The sequence below is a fragment of the Jeotgalibacillus sp. S-D1 genome (assembly GCF_004358665.1).
Lineage (GTDB): Bacteria > Bacillota > Bacilli > Bacillales > Jeotgalibacillaceae > Jeotgalibacillus.
The window spans coordinates 1,121,183-1,141,780 of the sequence record NZ_SMZR01000001.1; the positions used below are offsets into that span (position 1 = coordinate 1,121,183).

18 protein-coding genes are annotated in these 20,598 nt (G+C 39.5%); 6 read left to right on the top strand and 12 right to left on the bottom strand.

Annotated elements, in window-relative coordinates; genetic code table 11:
- Positions 1-83: 83 nt before the first annotated feature.
- The 3 genes from E2R51_RS05710 to corA all read right to left on the bottom strand — a co-directional run bounded on the left by E2R51_RS05710 (position 84) and on the right by corA (position 3,334).
- On the bottom strand, positions 84-536 hold the full coding sequence (locus tag E2R51_RS05710; protein ID WP_133376048.1) for a TlpA family protein disulfide reductase: 453 nt from the start codon (positions 534-536) through the stop codon (positions 84-86).
- A 170-nt stretch (positions 537-706) separates the two neighbouring features.
- Positions 707-2,020: an MFS transporter gene (locus E2R51_RS05715; RefSeq protein ID WP_133376049.1), complete on the bottom strand. Its 1,314-nt coding sequence runs from the start codon at positions 2,018-2,020 to the stop codon at positions 707-709.
- Between the two features lie 312 nt (positions 2,021-2,332).
- Positions 2,333-3,334 carry a magnesium/cobalt transporter CorA gene (corA, locus tag E2R51_RS05720; RefSeq protein ID WP_133376050.1) on the bottom strand — a complete coding sequence of 334 codons (1,002 nt, stop codon included), beginning with the start codon at positions 3,332-3,334 and terminating at the stop codon, positions 2,333-2,335.
- A 153-nt stretch (positions 3,335-3,487) separates the two neighbouring features.
- On the opposite strand from corA, the gene E2R51_RS05725 reads away from it, so the two are divergent.
- On the top strand, positions 3,488-4,624 hold the full coding sequence (locus tag E2R51_RS05725) for an aminotransferase class I/II-fold pyridoxal phosphate-dependent enzyme (protein WP_240732963.1): 1,137 nt from the start codon (positions 3,488-3,490) through the stop codon (positions 4,622-4,624).
- A gap of 247 nt (positions 4,625-4,871) precedes the next feature.
- On the opposite strand, the gene E2R51_RS05730 is transcribed toward E2R51_RS05725, so the two are convergent.
- A complete protein-coding gene (locus E2R51_RS05730; RefSeq protein WP_133376052.1) occupies positions 4,872-5,741 on the bottom strand; it encodes an NAD(P)-dependent oxidoreductase in 870 nt (289 codons plus the stop codon).
- A gap of 109 nt (positions 5,742-5,850) precedes the next feature.
- Between E2R51_RS05730 and E2R51_RS05735 the strand changes: the two genes are divergently transcribed.
- Positions 5,851-6,513: a GNAT family N-acetyltransferase gene (locus E2R51_RS05735; protein ID WP_133376053.1), complete on the top strand. Its 663-nt coding sequence runs from the start codon at positions 5,851-5,853 to the stop codon at positions 6,511-6,513.
- Positions 6,514-6,659: 146 nt separating this feature from the next.
- On the opposite strand, the gene ptsP is transcribed toward E2R51_RS05735, so the two are convergent.
- From ptsP to E2R51_RS05755, 4 genes are all read right to left on the bottom strand, one after another.
- On the bottom strand, positions 6,660-8,378 hold the full coding sequence (gene ptsP / locus E2R51_RS05740; protein ID WP_133376054.1) for a phosphoenolpyruvate--protein phosphotransferase: 1,719 nt from the start codon (positions 8,376-8,378) through the stop codon (positions 6,660-6,662).
- A 3-nt stretch (positions 8,379-8,381) separates the two neighbouring features.
- Positions 8,382-8,645 carry a phosphocarrier protein HPr gene (locus E2R51_RS05745; protein WP_133376055.1) on the bottom strand — a complete coding sequence of 88 codons (264 nt, stop codon included), beginning with the start codon at positions 8,643-8,645 and terminating at the stop codon, positions 8,382-8,384.
- A 302-nt stretch (positions 8,646-8,947) separates the two neighbouring features.
- Positions 8,948-9,682, bottom strand: coding sequence for an SDR family NAD(P)-dependent oxidoreductase (locus tag E2R51_RS05750; protein ID WP_133376056.1), 735 nt, complete (start codon positions 9,680-9,682; stop codon positions 8,948-8,950).
- Between the two features lie 13 nt (positions 9,683-9,695).
- Positions 9,696-9,899 carry a hypothetical protein gene (locus tag E2R51_RS05755; protein ID WP_483299901.1) on the bottom strand — a complete coding sequence of 68 codons (204 nt, stop codon included), beginning with the start codon at positions 9,897-9,899 and terminating at the stop codon, positions 9,696-9,698.
- Positions 9,900-10,090: 191 nt separating this feature from the next.
- Here E2R51_RS05755 and E2R51_RS05760 point away from each other — a divergent pair, with 191 nt between their 5' ends.
- Together E2R51_RS05760 and E2R51_RS05765 are read left to right on the top strand one after the other, a co-directional pair.
- Entirely contained in the window at positions 10,091-10,693 is a 603-nt protein-coding gene (locus E2R51_RS05760) for a CPBP family intramembrane glutamic endopeptidase (protein ID WP_133376058.1), read from the top strand.
- Positions 10,694-11,090: 397 nt separating this feature from the next.
- Positions 11,091-13,217 carry an ATP-dependent Clp protease ATP-binding subunit gene (locus E2R51_RS05765; protein WP_133376059.1) on the top strand — a complete coding sequence of 709 codons (2,127 nt, stop codon included), beginning with the start codon at positions 11,091-11,093 and terminating at the stop codon, positions 13,215-13,217.
- Positions 13,218-13,262: 45 nt separating this feature from the next.
- On the opposite strand, the gene E2R51_RS05770 is transcribed toward E2R51_RS05765, so the two are convergent.
- The 3 genes from E2R51_RS05770 to E2R51_RS05780 all read right to left on the bottom strand — a co-directional run bounded on the left by E2R51_RS05770 (position 13,263) and on the right by E2R51_RS05780 (position 17,169).
- Positions 13,263-14,960, bottom strand: coding sequence for a M3 family oligoendopeptidase (locus E2R51_RS05770; protein WP_133376060.1), 1,698 nt, complete (start codon positions 14,958-14,960; stop codon positions 13,263-13,265).
- Positions 14,961-15,072: 112 nt separating this feature from the next.
- A complete protein-coding gene (locus E2R51_RS05775; protein WP_133376061.1) occupies positions 15,073-15,522 on the bottom strand; it encodes a MarR family winged helix-turn-helix transcriptional regulator in 450 nt (149 codons plus the stop codon).
- Between the two features lie 66 nt (positions 15,523-15,588).
- Positions 15,589-17,169, bottom strand: a complete 1,581-nt coding sequence (locus E2R51_RS05780) for a bifunctional metallophosphatase/5'-nucleotidase (RefSeq protein ID WP_133376062.1) — start codon at positions 17,167-17,169, stop codon at positions 15,589-15,591.
- Between the two features lie 263 nt (positions 17,170-17,432).
- On the opposite strand from E2R51_RS05780, the gene E2R51_RS05785 reads away from it, so the two are divergent.
- Positions 17,433-18,164, top strand: a complete 732-nt coding sequence (locus tag E2R51_RS05785; RefSeq protein ID WP_133376063.1) for a ZIP family metal transporter — start codon at positions 17,433-17,435, stop codon at positions 18,162-18,164.
- A 79-nt stretch (positions 18,165-18,243) separates the two neighbouring features.
- On the opposite strand, the gene E2R51_RS05790 is transcribed toward E2R51_RS05785, so the two are convergent.
- Entirely contained in the window at positions 18,244-19,416 is a 1,173-nt protein-coding gene (locus E2R51_RS05790; protein WP_133376064.1) for a pyridoxal phosphate-dependent aminotransferase, read from the bottom strand.
- Between the two features lie 97 nt (positions 19,417-19,513).
- Here E2R51_RS05790 and E2R51_RS05795 point away from each other — a divergent pair, with 97 nt between their 5' ends.
- Positions 19,514-20,293 carry a carbon-nitrogen family hydrolase gene (locus E2R51_RS05795; RefSeq protein WP_133376065.1) on the top strand — a complete coding sequence of 260 codons (780 nt, stop codon included), beginning with the start codon at positions 19,514-19,516 and terminating at the stop codon, positions 20,291-20,293.
- The last annotated feature ends 305 nt before the right edge of the window (positions 20,294-20,598 follow it).

A 20,598-nucleotide genomic window follows, 5' to 3' on the forward strand; every position in this document is an offset into this window, starting at 1 on the left:
ATTGTTGCCTATTCAGCAAAAAAAGCCCTTACGAATCTCTTGTTCGTAAGGGCTTTTCACTGGGTTAAATCAAGATTTATGCGTTATTTTTTGTCGTCTACACCAAGTACACGGTTAAGGCGTTTTCTGAGCATTTTCATGCCGCTCCCGCCCGCCTGGAAGTGGCGAAGCTGTCCTTCACTGTCAAACACATAATATGCTGGTACATACTGATTATCGAAAGCATCTGTAAGTTTATGATCGCCATCTACAAAAACCGGCTGTGAAATATCATGTTCCTTCGCCGTTTTTTCAATGACATGAACATCAAGGTCATCTTCTGAACGCGGCATATGGACCGCCACAACATTTAGTTCATTTTTATATTCATCACGCAATTCATTAATATCGGGCATTGCTTCTTTACACAAGTGGCAGCTCACTGACCAAAAATGAATCAAAGTAGGTTTTTTTCCAACAAGATCACTTTTTGATACTTTACCGTTTAGCCACTTTGTTGCACCGTCTAATTCTGGCAATTGTTCTCTTAATTTCATGTATTGTATCCTCCTTAAGCAATAGCGTATTCAATTTTTTATTAACTTATTCATTAGCAGGATATAAGTGCCTGCCTGGCACTTACTTTAAAATGATTCTTAAAAAACACATTTTCTATTATAGAAATGACTACTATAATAGTCAAGCAATACGCAAATGCAGGAGTTTTTTAATCCGGCTGTTTAACTCTTAAAAGAATAAGCAAACCGGCAACGGACATCACAATTAAAGAAGACATGGCCGCTCTGCTCGCCAGATCACCATATTCACGCAAGTTGAGCGTTATTGTACCGTAAATGAGCGGTCCAATAATGGATGAAACCTTTCCTGAAAATGCAAATAAACCGAAAAACTGCCCTCTTTTTTCCTCAGGCGTTAACTCCACAATCAATGTTCTTGATGTAACCCACATTGAACCCAGCGCGATGCCGATTAAGCATCCTGCCGCCCAAAACATCCATTGCGCTGCAGCTAAAGCAGCGATCGTTAATGCGGTTATCATAATAATCGCTACGATAATAATGGCATTTTTTGAACCGATTTTTTTTGTTATAAAACCGAACAAAAATGAACCCAGAACCGCTGCAATAGTCGATACAAAATAAAGAATGATAAATTGACCGCTGTTGAACCCTACTACCGCAGTTGCATATATTGCCATAATGGCAATAGTTGTAGCAATTGCATCGTTAAGAAAAAAATACGCGATCATAAAAGTAAAAATATTTTTAAACCGCTTCACTTCTTTAAAGGTTGCATAGATCTCCTTGTATCCTGAAATAAACGTGCTTTTTTTCCTGCTTCCCTGTTTTTTTGGAGGATCTTTAAGGAAAATAAATAGCGGCAGGGAGAACAATAAATATAAAACTGCTGTAGGAATAAATGCTTGCTCTGGGCTTCCTTCCTGTACAAATAAATATACGGATAATCCTACTATGGTTCCCAAATAACCGACTGCCACCCCGAAACCGGAGATAAGCGGCATTTCTTCTTTTGTGCCCAGATCGCTCATCATTGTGTCATAAAACACCAGGGAACTGTTAAAGAAAAACTTAGCAATCACAAACATAATGACAACTAAAAATAGCGATGCAGGCAAACCAAACCATTCTGTACTGGTATTGAGCGTTGCAAATATCCCCATTAGAAAAGTTCCAATAATCGAAATCGATGCAAACCAGACAATGTACTTCTTTTTCTGTCCCTTCTGATCAATCCAAACCCCATAAAGAGGAGAAAAAACAACAAGAAAAAAACTTGCCAGTGCATTGGCATAGGATATAAATGTACTCGCAACCTGATTCATTTCCTCACTGGTGCCGATTGTTGAGTCCAGATAAAAGGGAAAAAAGACAGTGTTTATGTTTGATGAAAAAATGGTATTTGCAAAATCATATAAAGCCCACGAAAGTATAGGCAGCGTTAAGTACAACTTCCATCCGCTCCTGGGCACCTGCTGATTCGTGTGATTTCCCTTTTGCATGATACTCCCCCATTTGTTATACAATTGTTATGAATTTTACGTTAAATCCTCCTTAAAAATGAACTTTTAACATTTTTTTCTTTATGTATATTCTATCTCAAAGGATTTTATATTTATAGCAAAAAAAAAGAGAACAGCTTTTACTCTGTTCTCTTTTTTCGGTTTCCAATACCATTCCCATTTAAGCAATTTAGTTTGTTAAACGCAGCTGTTGAATATACACTTAAGACGTTCCGCTTCAAGCGTGGTTAACGACGAGCTCTCTTCAGTTCACGGTGCGCAAATATCAATAACCTAGTTCAACAGATCTAATCATTTTATAAAAATACGTCTTCGTTTCTTTTTTTGCGACCTGGAGAAACGAAGCCACCCGATTTTGCGGAAAACAAAAAACATAGCAATGGCGATAAAACCCATGACACCTAATACAATAAAGTATCCATTCTCAAATTCCAGTTCGGGTATGTTTATAAAATTCATACCGTATAAGCCTGCGATAAATGTCAGCGGCATAAAAATTGTGGTAATGACAGTTAACGTCATCATGATATTATTCATTTTATCTGAACTGACTGAGATGTAATTGTCACGGATATCAGAAGAAAATTCTCGATACGATTCAAGCATTTCAACAAGTTTTAATACATGATCATATACATCCTGAAAATAAAGCTGCTGCTCTTTATCAAGAGAAGTATTGGGTGTATTTAATAATCGGTAAAGTAAATCTCTTGTTGGAATGAGTGAACGCCGCAATTTTTGCATATCGTGTCTTACATCAAATAAACGGTCCATTACATCATGTGATGAATTCTCATCCGTCAGTTCTTCTATCTGATTTAGGTGGTCTTCAATTCCGTAAACATACGGAAAATATTCATCTGTGATCGTGTCAACCATTGTGTGAACAAGATCGACAGGGTCCTCATGATCATCCAGCTTTTCGCCTCGTTTCAGTTTTTCCCACATATTATCTACAGCTTCCAGCTCATCTCTATGGAACGTAACGACAAGTTTATCACTCACAAATATATCCAGTTCCAGTGCATCATATGTACTTTTTGAAAGACTGTGAAGCAATAAAAACAGGTAGCCATTGTATTTGTCCATTTTTGGCCGCTGATGCCCTTTTTCAATACAATCCTCAATGGCAAGCGGATGAAAATTAAATGCATTTGAAAGCTCTTCCTCTTCTTTTACAGTGGGACGATTAAAATCCACCCAAAACCACTTAATCGCTTGATCATGTATCTTTGATAGCGGAAAGTCATAAATTATACTGCCATCATGCTGCATTGCAAATGTTCTAATCATCGCTTTCTTCCTTTCTTACCCGTTACCTATGCTTTATCCTGTTTTTAATCTATTTAATCCTTTTAATCTATTTTCTTTCACCGACATGCCTTTATTTCCCGAAAGTGATAAACTATCCTAGAACAAGTTATGAAGGGAAGATTAAATAGACCCATGATTAATGATAATGTAAAAGAATTACAACTATCTGGTATAAGACAATTTTTCAATCGAATTCAGCACATAGAGGGTATGATTTCATTAACAATCGGACAGCCGGACTTTGATACCCCACAGCACATAAAAAACGCAGCAATAAAAGCAATTAATGAGAATTATACTTCCTATACACATAATGCCGGGTTTATTGAGCTGCGCCAGGCAATTAGTAAATTTATGGAAGTCAAATATGGGCTGAATTATAATCCGGAAACAGAAATTATCGTTACAAACGGAGCCTCACAGGCGATTGATACATCTCTTAGAACCATCTTATCCGCCGGTGACGAAGTAATTCTGCCCAGTCCTGTTTATCCCGGCTATACCCCGATTATCAAGCAGTGTAATGCCACACCTGTTTTTATCGATACGACCAGCAGCGGGTTCAAAATAACTGCTGCCCAGATTGACACAGCGGTCACAGCAAACACCAAATGCATTATTTTACCTTACCCTTCAAATCCGACTGGCGTCAGCCTTACAAAAGAAGAATTAGAAGAAATTGCCCAAGTGGCCATTAAACATGATCTTTTAATTATTGCAGACGAAATCTACAGTGAACTCGTTTATGACCGTCCGCATGTATCCATTGGCATCATGGCCAAAGAAAGAACAATTATTATCAACGGTCTGTCCAAATCACATGCTATGACCGGCTGGCGAATCGGAGTGCTCCTTGCCCCTGAATGGCTTTCAAAAGAATGCATCAAGGTACACCAGTACAACGTTTCCTGTGCATCCTCAGTCTCCCAAAAAGCGGCTGTTGAAGCCTTTACAAACGGTATTGATGATGCTTTGCCAATGCGCGGGGAGTATGAGAAGAGACGCAGGTTAACAGGAGATTTATTGAGAGAAAATGGATTTACAACAATCGAACCTGATGGAGCGTTTTATTATTTAGCAGGTATCCCCTCTGATTTGAATTCGTTCGATTTCGCGGTTAAGCTTGCCGAAGAAGCAAAAGTAGGTGTTATTCCCGGAACAGCCTTTGATCCCAATGGGGAGGGATATGTAAGAGTTTCCTACGCTTGTTCAGAAGATAACATTATAGAGGCTTTTAAAAGAATTAAGAGGTTTCTAAATAATAATTAATTTTTTAATTGGCTATACAAACTGAATAAGCTGCGACATAACTCCAAAAGTTATGCCGCAGCTTATTTTAATTGCAAAGATGAGGTGAACGGAGCGGAAGGTGGCGACTCCTGCAGGATTTGACGGCAAGCTGAGACCCCGCAAGGCGAAGCCTGAGGAGGCTCAGCGCCGTCCCTGCGGAAAGCGTCCGCCTGAAGCGCAGTGAACCGGTTAGAGGAGGCTGAGACACATTTGTCCCAGTCCATTGTTAATTAATATAATGTTTTATTAGAACCTGAGTTCCGTTATCACTGTACCCTTCTGAAGAAATCTCATTGTAAAGAGAGCAGGCAAGATCAAGCCCAGGCAAATTCAGATCCATTCGTTTTGCTTCTTCAATTGCTATATTTAAATCTTTAATGAAATGGCGCACATAAAAGCCCGGTTCATAATCTTCCTTAAGCATTCTTGGAGCTAAGTTGGACAAAGACCAGCTGCCTGCCGCTCCATTTGCTATGCTTTTTAATACATGATCTAAATTTAAACCAGCCTTTTTAGCATAAGCAAGCGATTCACATACTCCTATCATAGTGGAGGCAATGACAATTTGGTTGCTCATTTTAACATGCTGCCCAAACCCTGCTGGCCCGTGATAAATGATATTACTGCCAAACAACTCTAAAATCGGCAAAATTTCTTCAAATGTCGACTGCTCCCCTCCTGCCATGATAGAGAGTGTTGCATTTCTTGCTCCAACGTCCCCTCCAGAAACCGGGGCATCGATCGTGGACAGGCCATGATTTGATGCAATGAGTGCGATTCTATTAGCAAGACTCGGCGTAGACGTGGTTAAATCTACTAAAACAGCTCCCTCTTTTGCGTTCGTAATGAGCCCATCTTCATTCAAATACAGTTCTTCCACATCTTTTGGATAGCCTGCCATCGTAAAAATCAAATTACAGGATTTTGCTATTTCAGCAGGAGAGTCCTTCCATACTGCTCCTTTTTCGATCAGAGGTTCTGCTTTAGATTTTGTACGACTGTAGATTAATACATCTTGCTGTGCATTGAGTAAATGACTTATTACGCCAGATCCCATAACACCGGTTCCAATAAACCCTATTTTCCATTTAGTCAAGACTATCCCTCCTATACTTTGTATCTACTTTATTCTGACTCTTCTTTTTAAAAATTGCAAACAATGGCATAATAGAGAATAAGTGAAATAAGTCGAAGGGTGGGTTTATGTGAGAAAGGATTTTTTTATCATTAATGAAAGAAGTCGGCATTCCATATCGATTCGCAACTATTCACATGATGACATTGAAGATCTAATCCGAATTCAAAGGGAAGCATTCCCTCCCCCTTTTCCGAAAGAGCTGCTGTTTCAGCCCGATCACATTTTGCAGCACATCGAGCGCTTCCCACAAGGCGCACTTTGCGTTGAGGTTGATCATCAATTAGCAGGTTCTCTTACATGCCTTGTCGTCAATCTTAAGTATGGGCAAAAACACACCTGGAAAGAAATAACAGATTCAGGATATATAAGAAATCATCAGCCTGGCGGGAATACCCTTTATGTAGTTGATTTATGTGTCTCGCCAGCATTCCGTGGCTTTGGCATTGGAAAAGAACTCTTAAGAGCAGCATACGAAACTGTCGTTCACCTTGACCTTGACCGTCTTGCGGGAGGAGGCAGAATGCCCGGATACTCTAAAGTGGCTCATCAAATGACTGCAGAAGATTATTTCCAAAAAATTAAGTACGGGGATTGCCATGATCCAGTTATTACTTTCTTATTAAAATGTGGAAGAGTTCCTGTAGAGCTGTTACCGAATTATATTGAGGATGAGGAATCATTAAATTGGGCAGTGTTGATGGAGTGGAAAAATCCATTTAAACATCTTTAATAAACAGATTTTTTACATAAAAAAGGAACCAGATAATGGGGGTTATCTGGTTCTAAAAAGGGAAATCAGAATGAAAAAGTATGCTTGTACTATCTATATCGTTCCCCTTTTGCACAAGTTTATTCATTCTTTATATTACAGTTTGATTACATTTTAATAGTGTTTTTTACAACTGAAATAACTTCTTCATTAGTTGAAAGATTAAGGACTTCTTCTGCTAATGCTTCCATATCCTGTTTAGACAGATTTTTCAGCTGGGCGCGTGCAGGCAGAATCGAAGTGGCACTCATCGAAAATTCATCAAGACCTAATCCCAAAAGGATCGGAATGGCAATTTCGTCTCCGGCCATTTCTCCGCACATACCCGTCCACTTGCCTTCTTTATGGGATGCATCAATTACCATCTTAATTAAACGCAGAATAGATGGGTTATATGGCTGATACAGGTATGACACGCGTTCATTCATGCGGTCAGCCGCCATCGTGTATTGAATTAAATCATTTGTTCCAATACTGAAGAAATCTACTTCTTTAGCGAACTGATCTGCAAGCACCGCAGTCGAAGGAATCTCTACCATGATTCCAATTTCAATATTTTCCGATACCTTAATTCCTTCTTGCAGCAGCTCCTCTTTAACTTCTAAAAGAATCGCTTTTGCATTTCGGAATTCGGTAAGGTTTGAAATCATTGGGAACATAATTTTAAGATTTCCATAAACACTTGCTCTTAATAACGCACGAAGCTGAACCTTGAACAAGTCTTGTTCTTCTAAGCATAGACGAATTGCTCTAAAACCAAGAAAAGGATTCATTTCATGTGGAAGGTTAAGGTACGGCAGCTCTTTATCTCCGCCGATATCCAGTGTTCTTACAACCACAGGTTTGCCGCTCATGCCTTCAAGCACCGCTTTGTATGACTCAAACTGCTCCTCCTCTGTCGGAAGCTCATTTCGTCCCATATAAAGAAATTCAGTGCGGTAAAGACCAATGCCTTCTCCGCCATTGTTACGAACTCCTTCAAGATCTGCAGGAGTACCGATATTGGCAGCTAGCTCCACGTGATGTCCGTCTTTAGAAACAGATTCTTCATCAACCAGCTTGGCCCACTCTGCTTTTTGATCAGCAAACTTGCTTGATTCGTGGTTATAACGTTCAACAATTTCTTCCGTAGGGTTAATATGCACTTCCCCATTTAATCCATCAACGATGACAAGATCTCCATTTTGAATTTCAACAGTTGCTTCTTTCGTACCAACAACTGCTGGAATTTCCATAGAACGGGCCATTATTGCAGAATGGGAAGTACGTCCACCAATATTAGTAGTAAACCCTTTAACAAATTCTCTGTTAAGCTGTGCTGTATCAGAAGGTGTTAAATCATCCGCAATAACAATAACTTCCTCAGAGATCATGCTCGGGTTTAATACTTTCACACCTAAAAGGTGAGCCAGTACGCGTTTTGTTACGTCACGGATATCTGCAGCTCTTTCTTTCATATATTCGTTATCCATTTGTTCAAACATCATAACAAACATATCTGCTGTTTCTTTCAAAGCAGCTTCAGCATTAACAGAGTCCTGTTTAATTTTATCTTCAATCGGACTTACTAACTCCGGATCACTCAAAACAAGAAGGTGAGCTTCAAAGATCGCAGCCTTGTCTTCGCCAAGTTCAACCTTGGCACGATCCCGAATTGCTTCAAGTTCTGAACGTGAAACAGACATCGCTTGTTGAAAGCGCTCAATTTCCTGTCCAGGGTTGTCCACTACAGTTTGCTCAAATGACAAATCAGGCTCTACTAGACGGTAGGCCTTTGCAATTGCTATGCCGCTTGAAGCTGCAGTTCCTTTTAGTATAGAAGACATTTTTTACGCCAAACCTTCGCTGTGAAGTGTTTCTTCAAGGCTTGTTAAGGCTTCCTGCTCATCGCTTCCATCAGCATGGATAATGATATCTGCATCTTTGCCGACACCTAAAGACATTACACCCATGATTGATTTTAAGTTAACTTTTTTACCTTTATATTCAAGTTGAACATCAGAATCAAACTTGCTTGCAGTTTGAACCAATAGTGTTGCCGGACGTGCGTGAATTCCTGTTTCTGCCTTAACTGTAAATTGCTTTTGAGCCATATTAATCTTCTCCTTTTAACTTGTATTTACAACATCACCATATTAAATTAACGAATTCAACACTTGACGTCAATATAAGAATTTATATTTATTAACATGATGAGTTTGTTATTTTCTCTCTTAAGAAATAAGAATAGCATGTAAGCCCCTGAATCACAACGAATTTGCTATTGTTAACACTGACTCGTAAGTGTTTATTTAATAAAATGACAAATTGTTCATGTTTAAGCTAATTTTTCTTTCAATATTAGAGTTAAAACATATCCGTATTTTCTTTCTTATCTGAAACTTATTATGCGCCATTAATGTTCATAGATCATTTTGCGGGTCATGCCGCCATCAATGATTAAATTCTCTCCAGTAATAAAATTATTTTGAGGATCTGTTAAAAATACACATGCCCTAGCAATATCGGCCGGCTTGCCTACGCGATTTGATAAATGCTGGCTATGATCAACTTCTCTAAGCTCCTGGTAATTTTCCGTTTCGATCCAACCCGGACTGATCGCGTTTACTGTAATGTTTTTTACGCTAAACGTGACAGATAAAGAGTGGGTTAAAGCATGAATGCCACCCTTTGATGCAGAATAGGCCTCTGTATTATCCTCAGACATAAAGGCTCTGGAAGAACACATATTTACAATAGAGCCATTTTCCATATACCTTGCAGCCTCACGTGAACAATAAAAAACACTTGATAAGTTGCTGTTTATTACTGACAGCCAGTCCATTTCTGATACTTCCCATATGGATTTAAATTCAGATTTCCCGGCATTATTAATTAATACATCAATTTTCCCCATCTCAGCAGAAATGGTCTTAAACAGCGTTTCAACTTCGCTCAGCCTGCCCACATCACAAGTATGGGCAGATGCTTTTATACCTTTTCCTTTTAGCGTATTCACTTCCTGTATTAACTTCTCTTCATTAATATCAACTAAGTGAACATGTTCTCCCAGAGAACCATACATTTTAGCCACTTCTAAACCGATCCCGCTCGCTGCCCCGGTTACAACCACTGTTCTTTGCCCAATCATGTCATCCCTCCTTTTAGCTTCTTGGTTCCTCTAAATATTCAAAAATAACATGGCCGTTCCTTCTTGCTGTTCCCTTAAAGCGTTTAAAATCATCTTCTTTAACCAGCACGTCTCTAAATACAGAAAAATCCTCTTTTGAAATGCGAAGTTCATTTATTGAGTTTTCTCTTAACTGATTTAATAAATGATGTACCTCTTCCTCATTCAACTTAATCACTCCTATTGACCTTATTGGTTTTTACTATAATGAAATGTCCAGATTAGGACAAGTAAACATGTTTTAGACGATTGTAAATAGGAACGATACTATTTACTCTATAAACATAGCTTCTTTTTTGATAGAATGATCTTTATGTTTTCGCAATCCATCCTTAAACAATGATATGATAATTATAGGAGGCACAACTTATGACTAAACAAACCTGGTGGCTGATAGGCAGTATGCTGGTCATTCACCTGCTAATGTATATTACATTTATTGATAATAATATTTTTTGGTATCTGTATTCCGGCACAGCTTTAGTGATGATTGCCCTAAGCATTACATCATCGGAGCTGGATGAACAAATGCCCATGCAGCCGCATTTGATCAAAGGAATCGCTTCTGGAGTTCTTATGTATGGACTCTTTTTTATTGGCTACACCTTATTCACCTGGCTTCCGGGAGAAGTTGATCAAACCATTTCAAATCTTTTCTACCAGCTTAAACCCCAAAACGCTTGGCAGCTGGCCGTATTGATTTTAATTATTATTCCTGCAGAAGAAATATTCTGGAGAGGATTCATCCAGCGAAACCTGCATCAATACTTTTCTTCTCCAATCAGTATATTGATAACAGCTGTACTCTCAGGATCGGTTTTCTATTTTTCAGGAGAATGGATTTGGATGGCTGCAGCATTTGCAGGAGCAATATATTGGGGCATCTTATATGCATGGAAACGCAGTATTCCAATGCTTATTTTATCCCACTTAACCTTTGACCTGTTATTCTTCTATTTAATTTTCTTTTAATTTGCACTTCAGCTTGCTGCCAATGGAATAAACAATGTTTCTTTTGGATCAACACAATTCACTCCTTATTATTAAACTTGAACTGGAAAATGCCTCTGCTTTCGTGGAGAGGCATTTTCCTTTTTAATTACCCTCAAAAATGGTGAAAACATAAGTGAAAACATAAGATAACAGCTCAGTTGAATTCCTCCCGCTGGAGCAACAACCCTTCCCGCCAAGGCCTATGTGGCTTCTTAAATTTTTTTAAGCAAAATACTTGAAAGTCAGTAAAGGTCAAATTATACTATTTGTAGAAGGTCAATAATAGTCAAATAAGCAGATAAATAGACAGCAGCATAATGGTCAGATACAATGACGAAACATTTAAAATAATGCACAACTAAAAGGAGGAGTCACAATGATTTGTGAAAAATGTCAATCAAATCAAGCGAATGTTCAGCTACGTCTTCAAGTTAATAGTCAGCAGCAGGATTTCAATTTGTGCTCCAATTGTTATAGAGAAGAAAAAGCAAAATTACATTCTGCTATGAATGGTCAAAGCAAGCCATCTAATGAATCACCGATTGATGACTTTTTATCATCATTTAACCAAGGAAACAGTGAATCAAAAAACAGTTCCGCATCTGCCCATAAAAAACAAGGTTTATTAGAAGAATACGGACGTAATATTTCGCATCTAGCCAAAGCTGGATTAATTGATCCTGTGATCGGCCGTGATAAAGAAATTGATCGCATGATTGAAGTATTAAACCGCCGCAATAAAAATAACCCTGTATTAATCGGTGAACCCGGTGTCGGTAAAACAGCGGTAGCAGAAGGTTTAGCTACACGTATTTCCGATGGCACTGTTCCGGCTAAACTTAAATCGAAAGAAGTTATCCTGCTGGACGTTGCCTCCCTTGTATCCAATACCGGAATCAGAGGGCAGTTTGAAGAACGAATGAAGAATTTAGTTTCAGAATTGCAGTCCAGAAAAAACGTTATTCTATTTATCGATGAGATTCACCAGATTGTAGGAGCGGGCTCTGCAGAAGGATCAATGGATGCAGGTAATATTCTCAAACCTGCACTGGCTAGAGGTGAACTGCAGCTGGTGGGTGCTACCACTTTGAAGGAATATCGTAAAATTGAAAAAGATGCTGCGTTAGAGCGCCGGTTCCAGCCAATTCAAGTTAATGAACCTTCTACTGTAGAAGCACTTTCGATTTTAGAGGGTCTGGCACCACGCTATGAAGACTTTCATGAGGTGAGTTACAGCAAGGAAGCGCTGGAGGCAGCAGTAAGTCTGTCTCACCGTTATATTCAGGACCGATTCCTGCCGGATAAGGCCATTGACCTTCTGGATGAATCGGGTTCAAAACTTAATCTGACGATTGACAGCAGCGATCATGTTGCTATTAATGCCCGTTTAAAGGAAATTCACATTGAAAAGCAAAGAGTGTTAAAAGATGAGGATTACGAAACAGCTGCTAAACTCCGCGACGAGGAGGAACAGCTTGAAGAGCGTCTTAAACAGGATGAATCCTCTGAAAGACCAACTGTAACCAAACAGGTTATCCAGCATCTTATTGAGCAAAAAACAGGAATTCCTGTTGGGAAACTGGAAGATGATGAACAGACAAAAATGCAGCGTTTGGAAAGCAGCTTAAATGAAAAAGTGATCGGACAGCAGGAAGCTGTAAAAAAAGTAGCCAAAGCTGTACGCAGAAGCCGTGCCGGATTAAAATCCAAAAATCGTCCAACCGGATCATTCCTTTTTGTCGGACCTACAGGTGTAGGTAAAACGGAACTTTCCAAAACTTTGGCTGCTGAATTATTCGGCTCTAAAGACCATATGATCCGTTTAGATATGAGTGAGTATATGGAAAAACACAGTGTAGCCAAACTAATTGGTTCACCTCCAGGATATGTAGGCCATGACGAAGCCGGTCAGCTGACAGAGAAAGTTCGCCGGTCACCTTACAGCATTATCCTGCTGGACGAGATTGAAAAAGCGCATCCGGATGTTTTGCATATGTTCCTGCAAATTATGGAAGACGGCCGTTTGACTGACAGTCAGGGCCGCACCGTAAACTTTAAAGACACTGTTATTATTATGACCAGCAACGCTGGCGTAGGCATGAAAAAGCAAGCTGTAGGATTTGGTTCAAATGAAGCTCTTAATGAAGCAAATCTTCTTGATTCGTTAAGTGATTTCTTTAAGCCTGAATTCCTGAACCGTTTTGACAGTATTATTGAATTCTCATCATTACAAAAAGATGATCTTCTGCAGATCATTGATATTATGATTGAAGAGCTGGATGTAACCATTGCAGAGCAGGATATGAAAATCCAAATTACTCCTGAGGCAAAAGAAAAACTGGCCGAGCTCGGCTACCATCCATCCTTCGGTGCACGTCCGCTAAGACGCGCCCTTCAAGAGCATATTGAAGATGGAATTACTGATTATATGTTTGACCACCCTGAAGTTAAATCACTGCAGGCTGCTGTAGAAGAAAATCAAATCGTTATCAAAGAAGCTTAATAGAAAAAGAGGTATCAGCCAAATTTGGCTGGTACCTCTTTTATTTTAGAGCTTTTGGTCATCCACAGAATTCAGCCACTGTTCAATGGAATCAACTACAGATTTAATGCTCCCTTCCTCAAATGGCGATAATAGCTTCGCTTCATTTAAGAGCGCTGTAAAAGATTTTGATCCACCCAATGAACACAGATGCAAATAATCTTTCCAGGCATCCTGATAATTTTCTCTTGAACGCTTCCAGAATTGAAATGCACAAATCTGAGCCAAAGTATAATCAATATAATAAAAAGGCACTTCATAAATATGACCCTGACGCTGCCATACCCCTCCTTCTTCTAAATACGGATGGCCTCCATAATCACGATGCGGAAGATACACCTGTTCGATCTTTCGCCAGGCAGCTTTTCGCTCTGCTGGCGTCATTTGAGGATTTTCGTATATGACATGCTGGAATTCATCCACCGCGACACCATACGGCAAAAATTCCAGTCCACCGCTTAAGTGGGCAAACTTATATTTTTCAGTTTGATCACCAAAAAATGATTCCATCCACGGCCATGTAAAAAACTCCATACTCATGGAATGGATCTCAGCTGCCTCATGGGTCGGCCAGATGTACTCAGGTATGTCAATATGCCTGCTGGAATAGACCTGGAACGCGTGCCCAGCCTCATGCGTTAATACATCAATGTCACCCGAAGTGCCGTTAAAATTCGAGAAAATAAATGGGGATTGATAATCCTCAATAAAAGTACAATACCCACCTGCTTCTTTGCCTTTTTTAGCTTCCAAATCCATTAACTTATGCTCTGTCATAAACGTAAAAAATTCGTTTGTTTCAGGAGATAGCTCTTCATACATCTTCTTGCCATTTTCTACAATCCATTCGGGGGACCCCTGCGGAGTGGCATTTCCTGTAAGAAAAGATAATGGCTCATCCCAGAACATCAGCTTTTCAACACCAATTCTTTTTTGCTGGCGTTCTCTCAGTTTAGTGACGAGCGGCACAATGTAATCTCTGACCTGATCACGAAATTTTTTTACCATTTCAGCATCGTAATCAATGCGAAGCATACGGACATAACCAAGCTCTACAAAATTTTTGTATCCAAGGCTGGTAGCAATCTCATGGCGAACTTTAACAAGATCATCATATAGGGAATCAAACTTTTCTTCATGCTCTTTATAGAAATCATAGTTAGCAAATGTCGCAGCTTTTCGTGTATCTCTGCTGGTGGATTCTGAATAAGGATACAATTGAGCGAGCGTCAACTTTTCTCCATTAAATTCCACTTCTGCAGAAGCAACTAATTTGGAATAAGCAGACGTTAGTTTATTCTCTTTTTGTAAAAGCGAAATTACCTCGGGTGAAAATGCCTTTATAGAAAAGTCCGCTAAATTAAATAACTGGCTTCCCCACCTGTTTTCAAGCTCTGTTCGCCATTTGGAATTAACAAGTGCACGATAATATTCTGTCTCAAGTTCTTTTAATTGAGGTTCTACTTCATCAAAATAATCTCTCTCTTTTTGGTAAAATTCATCATTTGTATCGATCGAAGCTCTTATGTAGGCAATATTGAATTGTGTTGATAACCTGTTGCGAAATTTATTCATTTCCTTGATCGCCTTTGTCTGTTCTTCAACAGACTTTGCTTCCTTAAAATGAGTTAAGCGTATATTAAATTGTTGTTTTTCTTCATCAAATACGGGCCGTTTGTATGTATACTGATCAAATGTTTTCATGGAATTCCCCTCCCCTTTTTATTACTAATTCGATCTATACGCTTATTTCCCTTCTTTTTTCATATAAAAAACTGCTGCATGATTTTGCAGCAGTTTTTTATATAAAGTCTTATTAATATGAAAGGTCTTTTATGGATAAGCCCAGTTTTTTCAGTATATCAATCGCCTGCTGCTGTTCCTCTGAACTTAACACAGCCATTACTTCATGGAGGTTTTTTTCGTGGTTAGGGAAGATACCAGCCATAAAAGCATTCCCTTCTTCTGTCGTCTCGGCATATGTTACTCTGCGGTCATCCGGTGAAGCAATTCGTTTTATGTAACCTTTTTTTTCAAGTTTATCGACAACATAAGTGATGCTTCCGCTCGCTAACAAAATTTTGCCGCCAATTTTCTGAAGCGGCTGCTTCCCTTTATGATACAGCAATTCAAGTACAGCAAATTCCGTTGGATTCAGTCCTTGTTCCTGAATAAACCGATTGCTCATTTCGTTCATAGACTTATAAGCCCGGGAAAGTACTATAAATAATTTTAATGATTGTTTGTAATCTGTTGATTCAGTCATCCACGTCAGTCCTTTGTAAGATTCACTCTGTATATTAGTATAGCGACTGCTGTTAAAAGAAGTCAATCATATCATTTGTCCCGAGTTGATTACGGTAAAGTTATTATTAACCTCTGCTGTTATCTGCTTTTTTTGTTCCAGATCCTCTGCTAATAACTCCGCCATATCAGTCAGGATTTCCCGGACTACGGGTTTCCCCTTAAACATCGAGTAGTCCCCTCCCCCTCCTGCTCTGTAATGATTCATTACGACATGATAAGGCTCCTCACAGCCATCTTTAAACTGCAGGTCAATAATGCGTTCCCCTACTGGCTTTGCTACATCAATTGTGTAATTGATTCCTTCCCACATATCATAGTTATAATGTTTGGGTTTTGGTTCTTCATATCTTGTGTTTACGGCAATATTATTATTTTCATCTAGACTGAAATAAGCAGCTGATTGTTCCAGTGCTTTTTTTATATCCTCTTTAGTGAGTTCAAGTACGGTCAGGGTATTTGGATAAATATAATTAGATACAATATCTCTCATGGTCACGTTTTGAGGAAAACCTTTTGAGAAATTGTTAAATAATGCAGTATTCGATATTGAAACATTCGCAGCTTTCATCTGCACTCTGTTAATCCATTCAATCATGGGATGTTCCTTTACTCTTGCCTCCATTGGGTTGCTGATCATCATATCCCCTTTAATTTCCCCCAGGGGGCGGTCTAACCATTTTTGTGTTTCAATTTCCTGAAAATGTATAATATCCATCACTTCCTCGTCGGCTGATTCGTTTTCCAGGGAGATAACCTCTCCTTCAATTTCCTCAACCATCCAAGAATTACCGCTTCTTTTTAATTTCACGGTTGCTCTGCCAATGCTTTGTCCGTTGCAGCCTGGCTGCATGACATATGTTTGATTAATATAAGCTGCAATACTCCGATGCTGGTGGCCGGTTAATAACAAATCAATTCCATCGATTTCCTGACATATTTGATAACCCTGATTTTCCCCGGTAAGCGGTTCGGTTGGCTCCCCTGAGGCCGGATCGCGTTCCAACCCGCCATGATAGCTGACGATTAGCAGGCCCGGTTCTTCCGTTTCATGTATAAATTGGACCCACCTCTTAGCAGACAAAAGTGCATCCTCAAAGCCCAGATTTTCAATATGCGCAGGGTTTTCCCAGTTTGGGATATAGTGGGTTGTAATTCCTAAAATCACAACTTTTACGCCATTTACTTCTTTGACGGTATAAGGATAGCCGAAATAGGATTCTTTGGTCACTTCATGTAATATGTTTGCAGACAGCCATGGAAAAAATGATTGGCTGACTGCCTTGCTGACAACACCCATGCCAAAATTAAATTCATGATTTCCAATCGTGGCGCAATCATATTGCAGATGATTCATGATCGTTATCATAGGATTAGGGAGATGATTACGGTATTTTGAATAATAATACGTAAGCGGAGTACCCTGAATCATATCTCCATTATCGATTAGCAGCAGCTCCGGGTCTTTTTCTCTCATTTTCTTTATGTATGTTGCTGCTCTGGCCATTCCAACTGGCGCTTCTGTGTTGTCTGCATATTGAATTGGAACGATGTGACCATGAACATCACTTGTTTCAAGAATGGTAATGGAAACCCGATCATGCGGCATAGTATTCATCCTTTCTTCGCAAGTAAAATTAAGTTAAGCATATCTATACGGAATTTTTCGACATTCTTATTGTTTCATATCACCGCAAATATTCCAATAGCTTCCTGCTTTAGCAACTCTCATTCATGTATGGTGTTCACATGAAAAAGTAAAGCAGTTGGCACATTGATCGGGACAAAAGCATATACTAACCTGACATTTTTAAAAATATGGTAAAGTAGTAGAAGTTCGCATTTAAAGTTTGAGAAGAAAGTAGGTTTAGCATGGATAATGTATTTGTGGGTAGTACGCTTTCTGCAATGTCAACCGGCCTTGGAGCATTGCTCGTTCTTTTCTTGCAGGGCAGCCTAACACATAAGTGGAAAGATATGTTGCTTGCATTTACAGCGGGAATTATGATGGCGGCAGCTATGCTGAGTCTGATTCCAGAAGCCATCTCTACAGGAGGATTAATTCCTGTCGCTGTGGGTTTACTAATAGGGGTTCTGGTCTTAACAACAATGGAAAAAGCCATCCCTCATATGGATTTGCACCATAACAGCAAACTGGAAATAGACCCTAAGGCAATGCTTGTCGTTGCAGCGATCACATTGCACAATATTCCTGAAGGTTTATCGGTGGGTGTCAGCTATGCACTGGATCAAAATACTGACACAGGTAATTTAATTGCATTTGCCATTGGATTGCAAAATGCCCCTGAAGGTTTTTTGGTCGCATTATTTCTGATGAACCAGAAAATGAACAAATTTAAAGCGTTCATCATAGCAACTGCAACTGGAGCAATTGAAATCGTATCAGGCCTGCTCGGTTATTACTTAACATCTTATGTAGAATTTTTAGTGCCTTACGGGCTCGCCTTTGCCGCAGGTGCCATGCTGTTTATCATTTATAAAGAACTTATTCCCGAAAGCCACGGGGATGGTTATGAAAGGCCCTCCACTTATTCTTTTATAATAGGAATTCTGTTTATGATCGCCCTAATTGAAATAATTTAAAAAGCATTTCCGAAATGGAAATGCTTTTTTATTTGATACTTATCGATCCTCTAACGACTAATGATTTTTAATGAACCTTTTAGAAGAGATTAAGCTTTTTAATTCTTTGAACTGCTTCCCTCATTCGGTCTTCGGATGTTAAAAGACCAACTCTCACATAGCCTTCGCCATAATCTCCAAATCCAATTCCCGGCGCCATGACGACATTCGCATGTTCCACAAGATAGTCAGAGAATGAAACTGAGGTAAATCCTTCAGGGACTTTAAACCATGCAAAAAAAGATCCCTTTGGCGCTCGAACTTCCCAGCCAATGGATTGAAGCTCCTGTACCAGCACATTTCTTCTTTTTTCATATGTATCTTTTAATTGCTCAGCTGCATCGTAGGAGCTTAGAAGCGCTTCTTCTGCCGCTTCTTGAATACCGCCAAATAAACTGACATGCAAGTGGTCCTGCAGAACGTCTAACGCTTCAATAACCGATGCATTGCCTACTGCAAATCCCACACGCCAACCGGCCATATTAAATGTCTTGGACAGAGTATAAATTTCAATTCCGGTTTCTTTCGCTCCATCAGATTGTAAAAAACTTGGCGGCTTCACGCCATCAAAACCAATCGATCCATAGGCAAAGTCATGCACGACACAAATATCGTGCTGATTGGCAAACTGGACGGTTTCATCAAAAAAAGATTGATCTGCCACTCCGCCTGTGGGGTTATTAGGATAATTTATAAACATTAGCTTTGATTTGTCCGCGGTTTCCTTTGGTATAATTGAATAGTCCGGCAGAAAGCTATTTTCCTCCAGAAGCGGCATTGTATGCATGGCTGCTTCCGCAAGAGAAATTCCTGACCAGTAATCGGGATAACCAGGATCAGGAACCAGCACAGTATCCCCGGGGTTTGCCAGGCATTGAGGCAGCTCCACCAATCCCGCTTTCCCTCCAAATAGGACGGAGACCTCTTTTTCAGGGTCAATGCGGACACCATACTCCCGTTGATAAAACTCTGCTACCGCTTTTTTTATATAGTCCATGCCTCTGAAAGGTGAATACTTATGATTGACCGGATTATCAGCTGCTTTTTTAAGCCGATCGACTATATGCTGCGGAGTAGGCAAATCTGGATTTCCCTGGCCAAAATTAATTACATCGTGGCCAGCGTTCACTCTGTCTGAAACTTTTTTGGCTAAGGAAGCAAAAAATTGTTCTGGTAATCTATTCAATCGATCTGATTTTTCAAACTTTTTCATGAAGTCACCCGCTCTTTCACTTTCAAATTGTTGTAACACATGGTATAACGAATAAAATTGGATGTAAAGAATCTTTTGATAATTGGAGGAAAATAAAATGAAAATTGGTTTATTGCAAATGGATATTCAATTCGGACAGCCCGCTAAAAATCGAGTGTATGTTGAAAGTCAATTTAAAAAGATACAAAATGAAAACTATGACTTAATCGTATTACCGGAGCTTTGGAGTACTGGATATGACTTAACAAGACTTGATGATATAGCCGATAAAAATGCTGAGGAATCTATATTATTTCTTAAAAAACTTGCACAAACCTATAATGTCCATATTATCGGCGGCTCTGTTGCCAACAAAAAAGATGATAAAGTGTACAATACCATGCTTGTAGTAGATAAACAGGGTGAATTAGTGCATGAGTACAGTAAACTTCACTTGTTTAAATTGATGGATGAACATCACTACCTTTCTGCCGGAAAGGACTCACCTTCCTTTACTCTAGCTGATATTCATTTTGGCGGCTTTATCTGCTATGATATTCGTTTTCCGGAATGGATTAGAAAACCCGTGCTTGAAGGCGCTCAAGTGATTGTGGTAGTAGCTGAGTGGCCTGAACCAAGAACAGACCACTGGCTGACGCTTTTAAAGGCAAGGGCCATTGAAAACCAAAGCTATGTACTTGCCTGTAATCGAATGGGAAGTGATCCAAATAACCAGTTTGCGGGAAACTCGATCATTATTGATCCGTGGGGGGAAACATTGGCTCAGGGGGGCATAAATGAGGAAATTGTTACTGCTACAATCGACATTAGTAATGTAAAAGCTATTCGATCAAGAATCCCTGTTTTTGATGACCGGAGACCAAATGAATATTCATGAAAAGGCAGATCGGGAAATAAAATAGCCAAAGACCGGTGCTTCAAAGGGTGTACGGTTAGCTCCAATTAGTCCCGGTATACGTGCTTTAATACACCTGCCTAACCAAAAATTGATAATTAATCTTGATTAAAAGAACGGGACTGGGACAAATTTGTCTTATTCTATTCTAACCGGTTCACTGCGCTTCAGGCGGACGCTTTCCGCAGGGACGGCGCTGAGCCCTCCTCAGGCTTCGCCTTGCGGGGTCTCAGCTTGCCGTCACATCCTGCTGGAGTCGCCACCTTCCGCTCCGTTCACCTCATCGT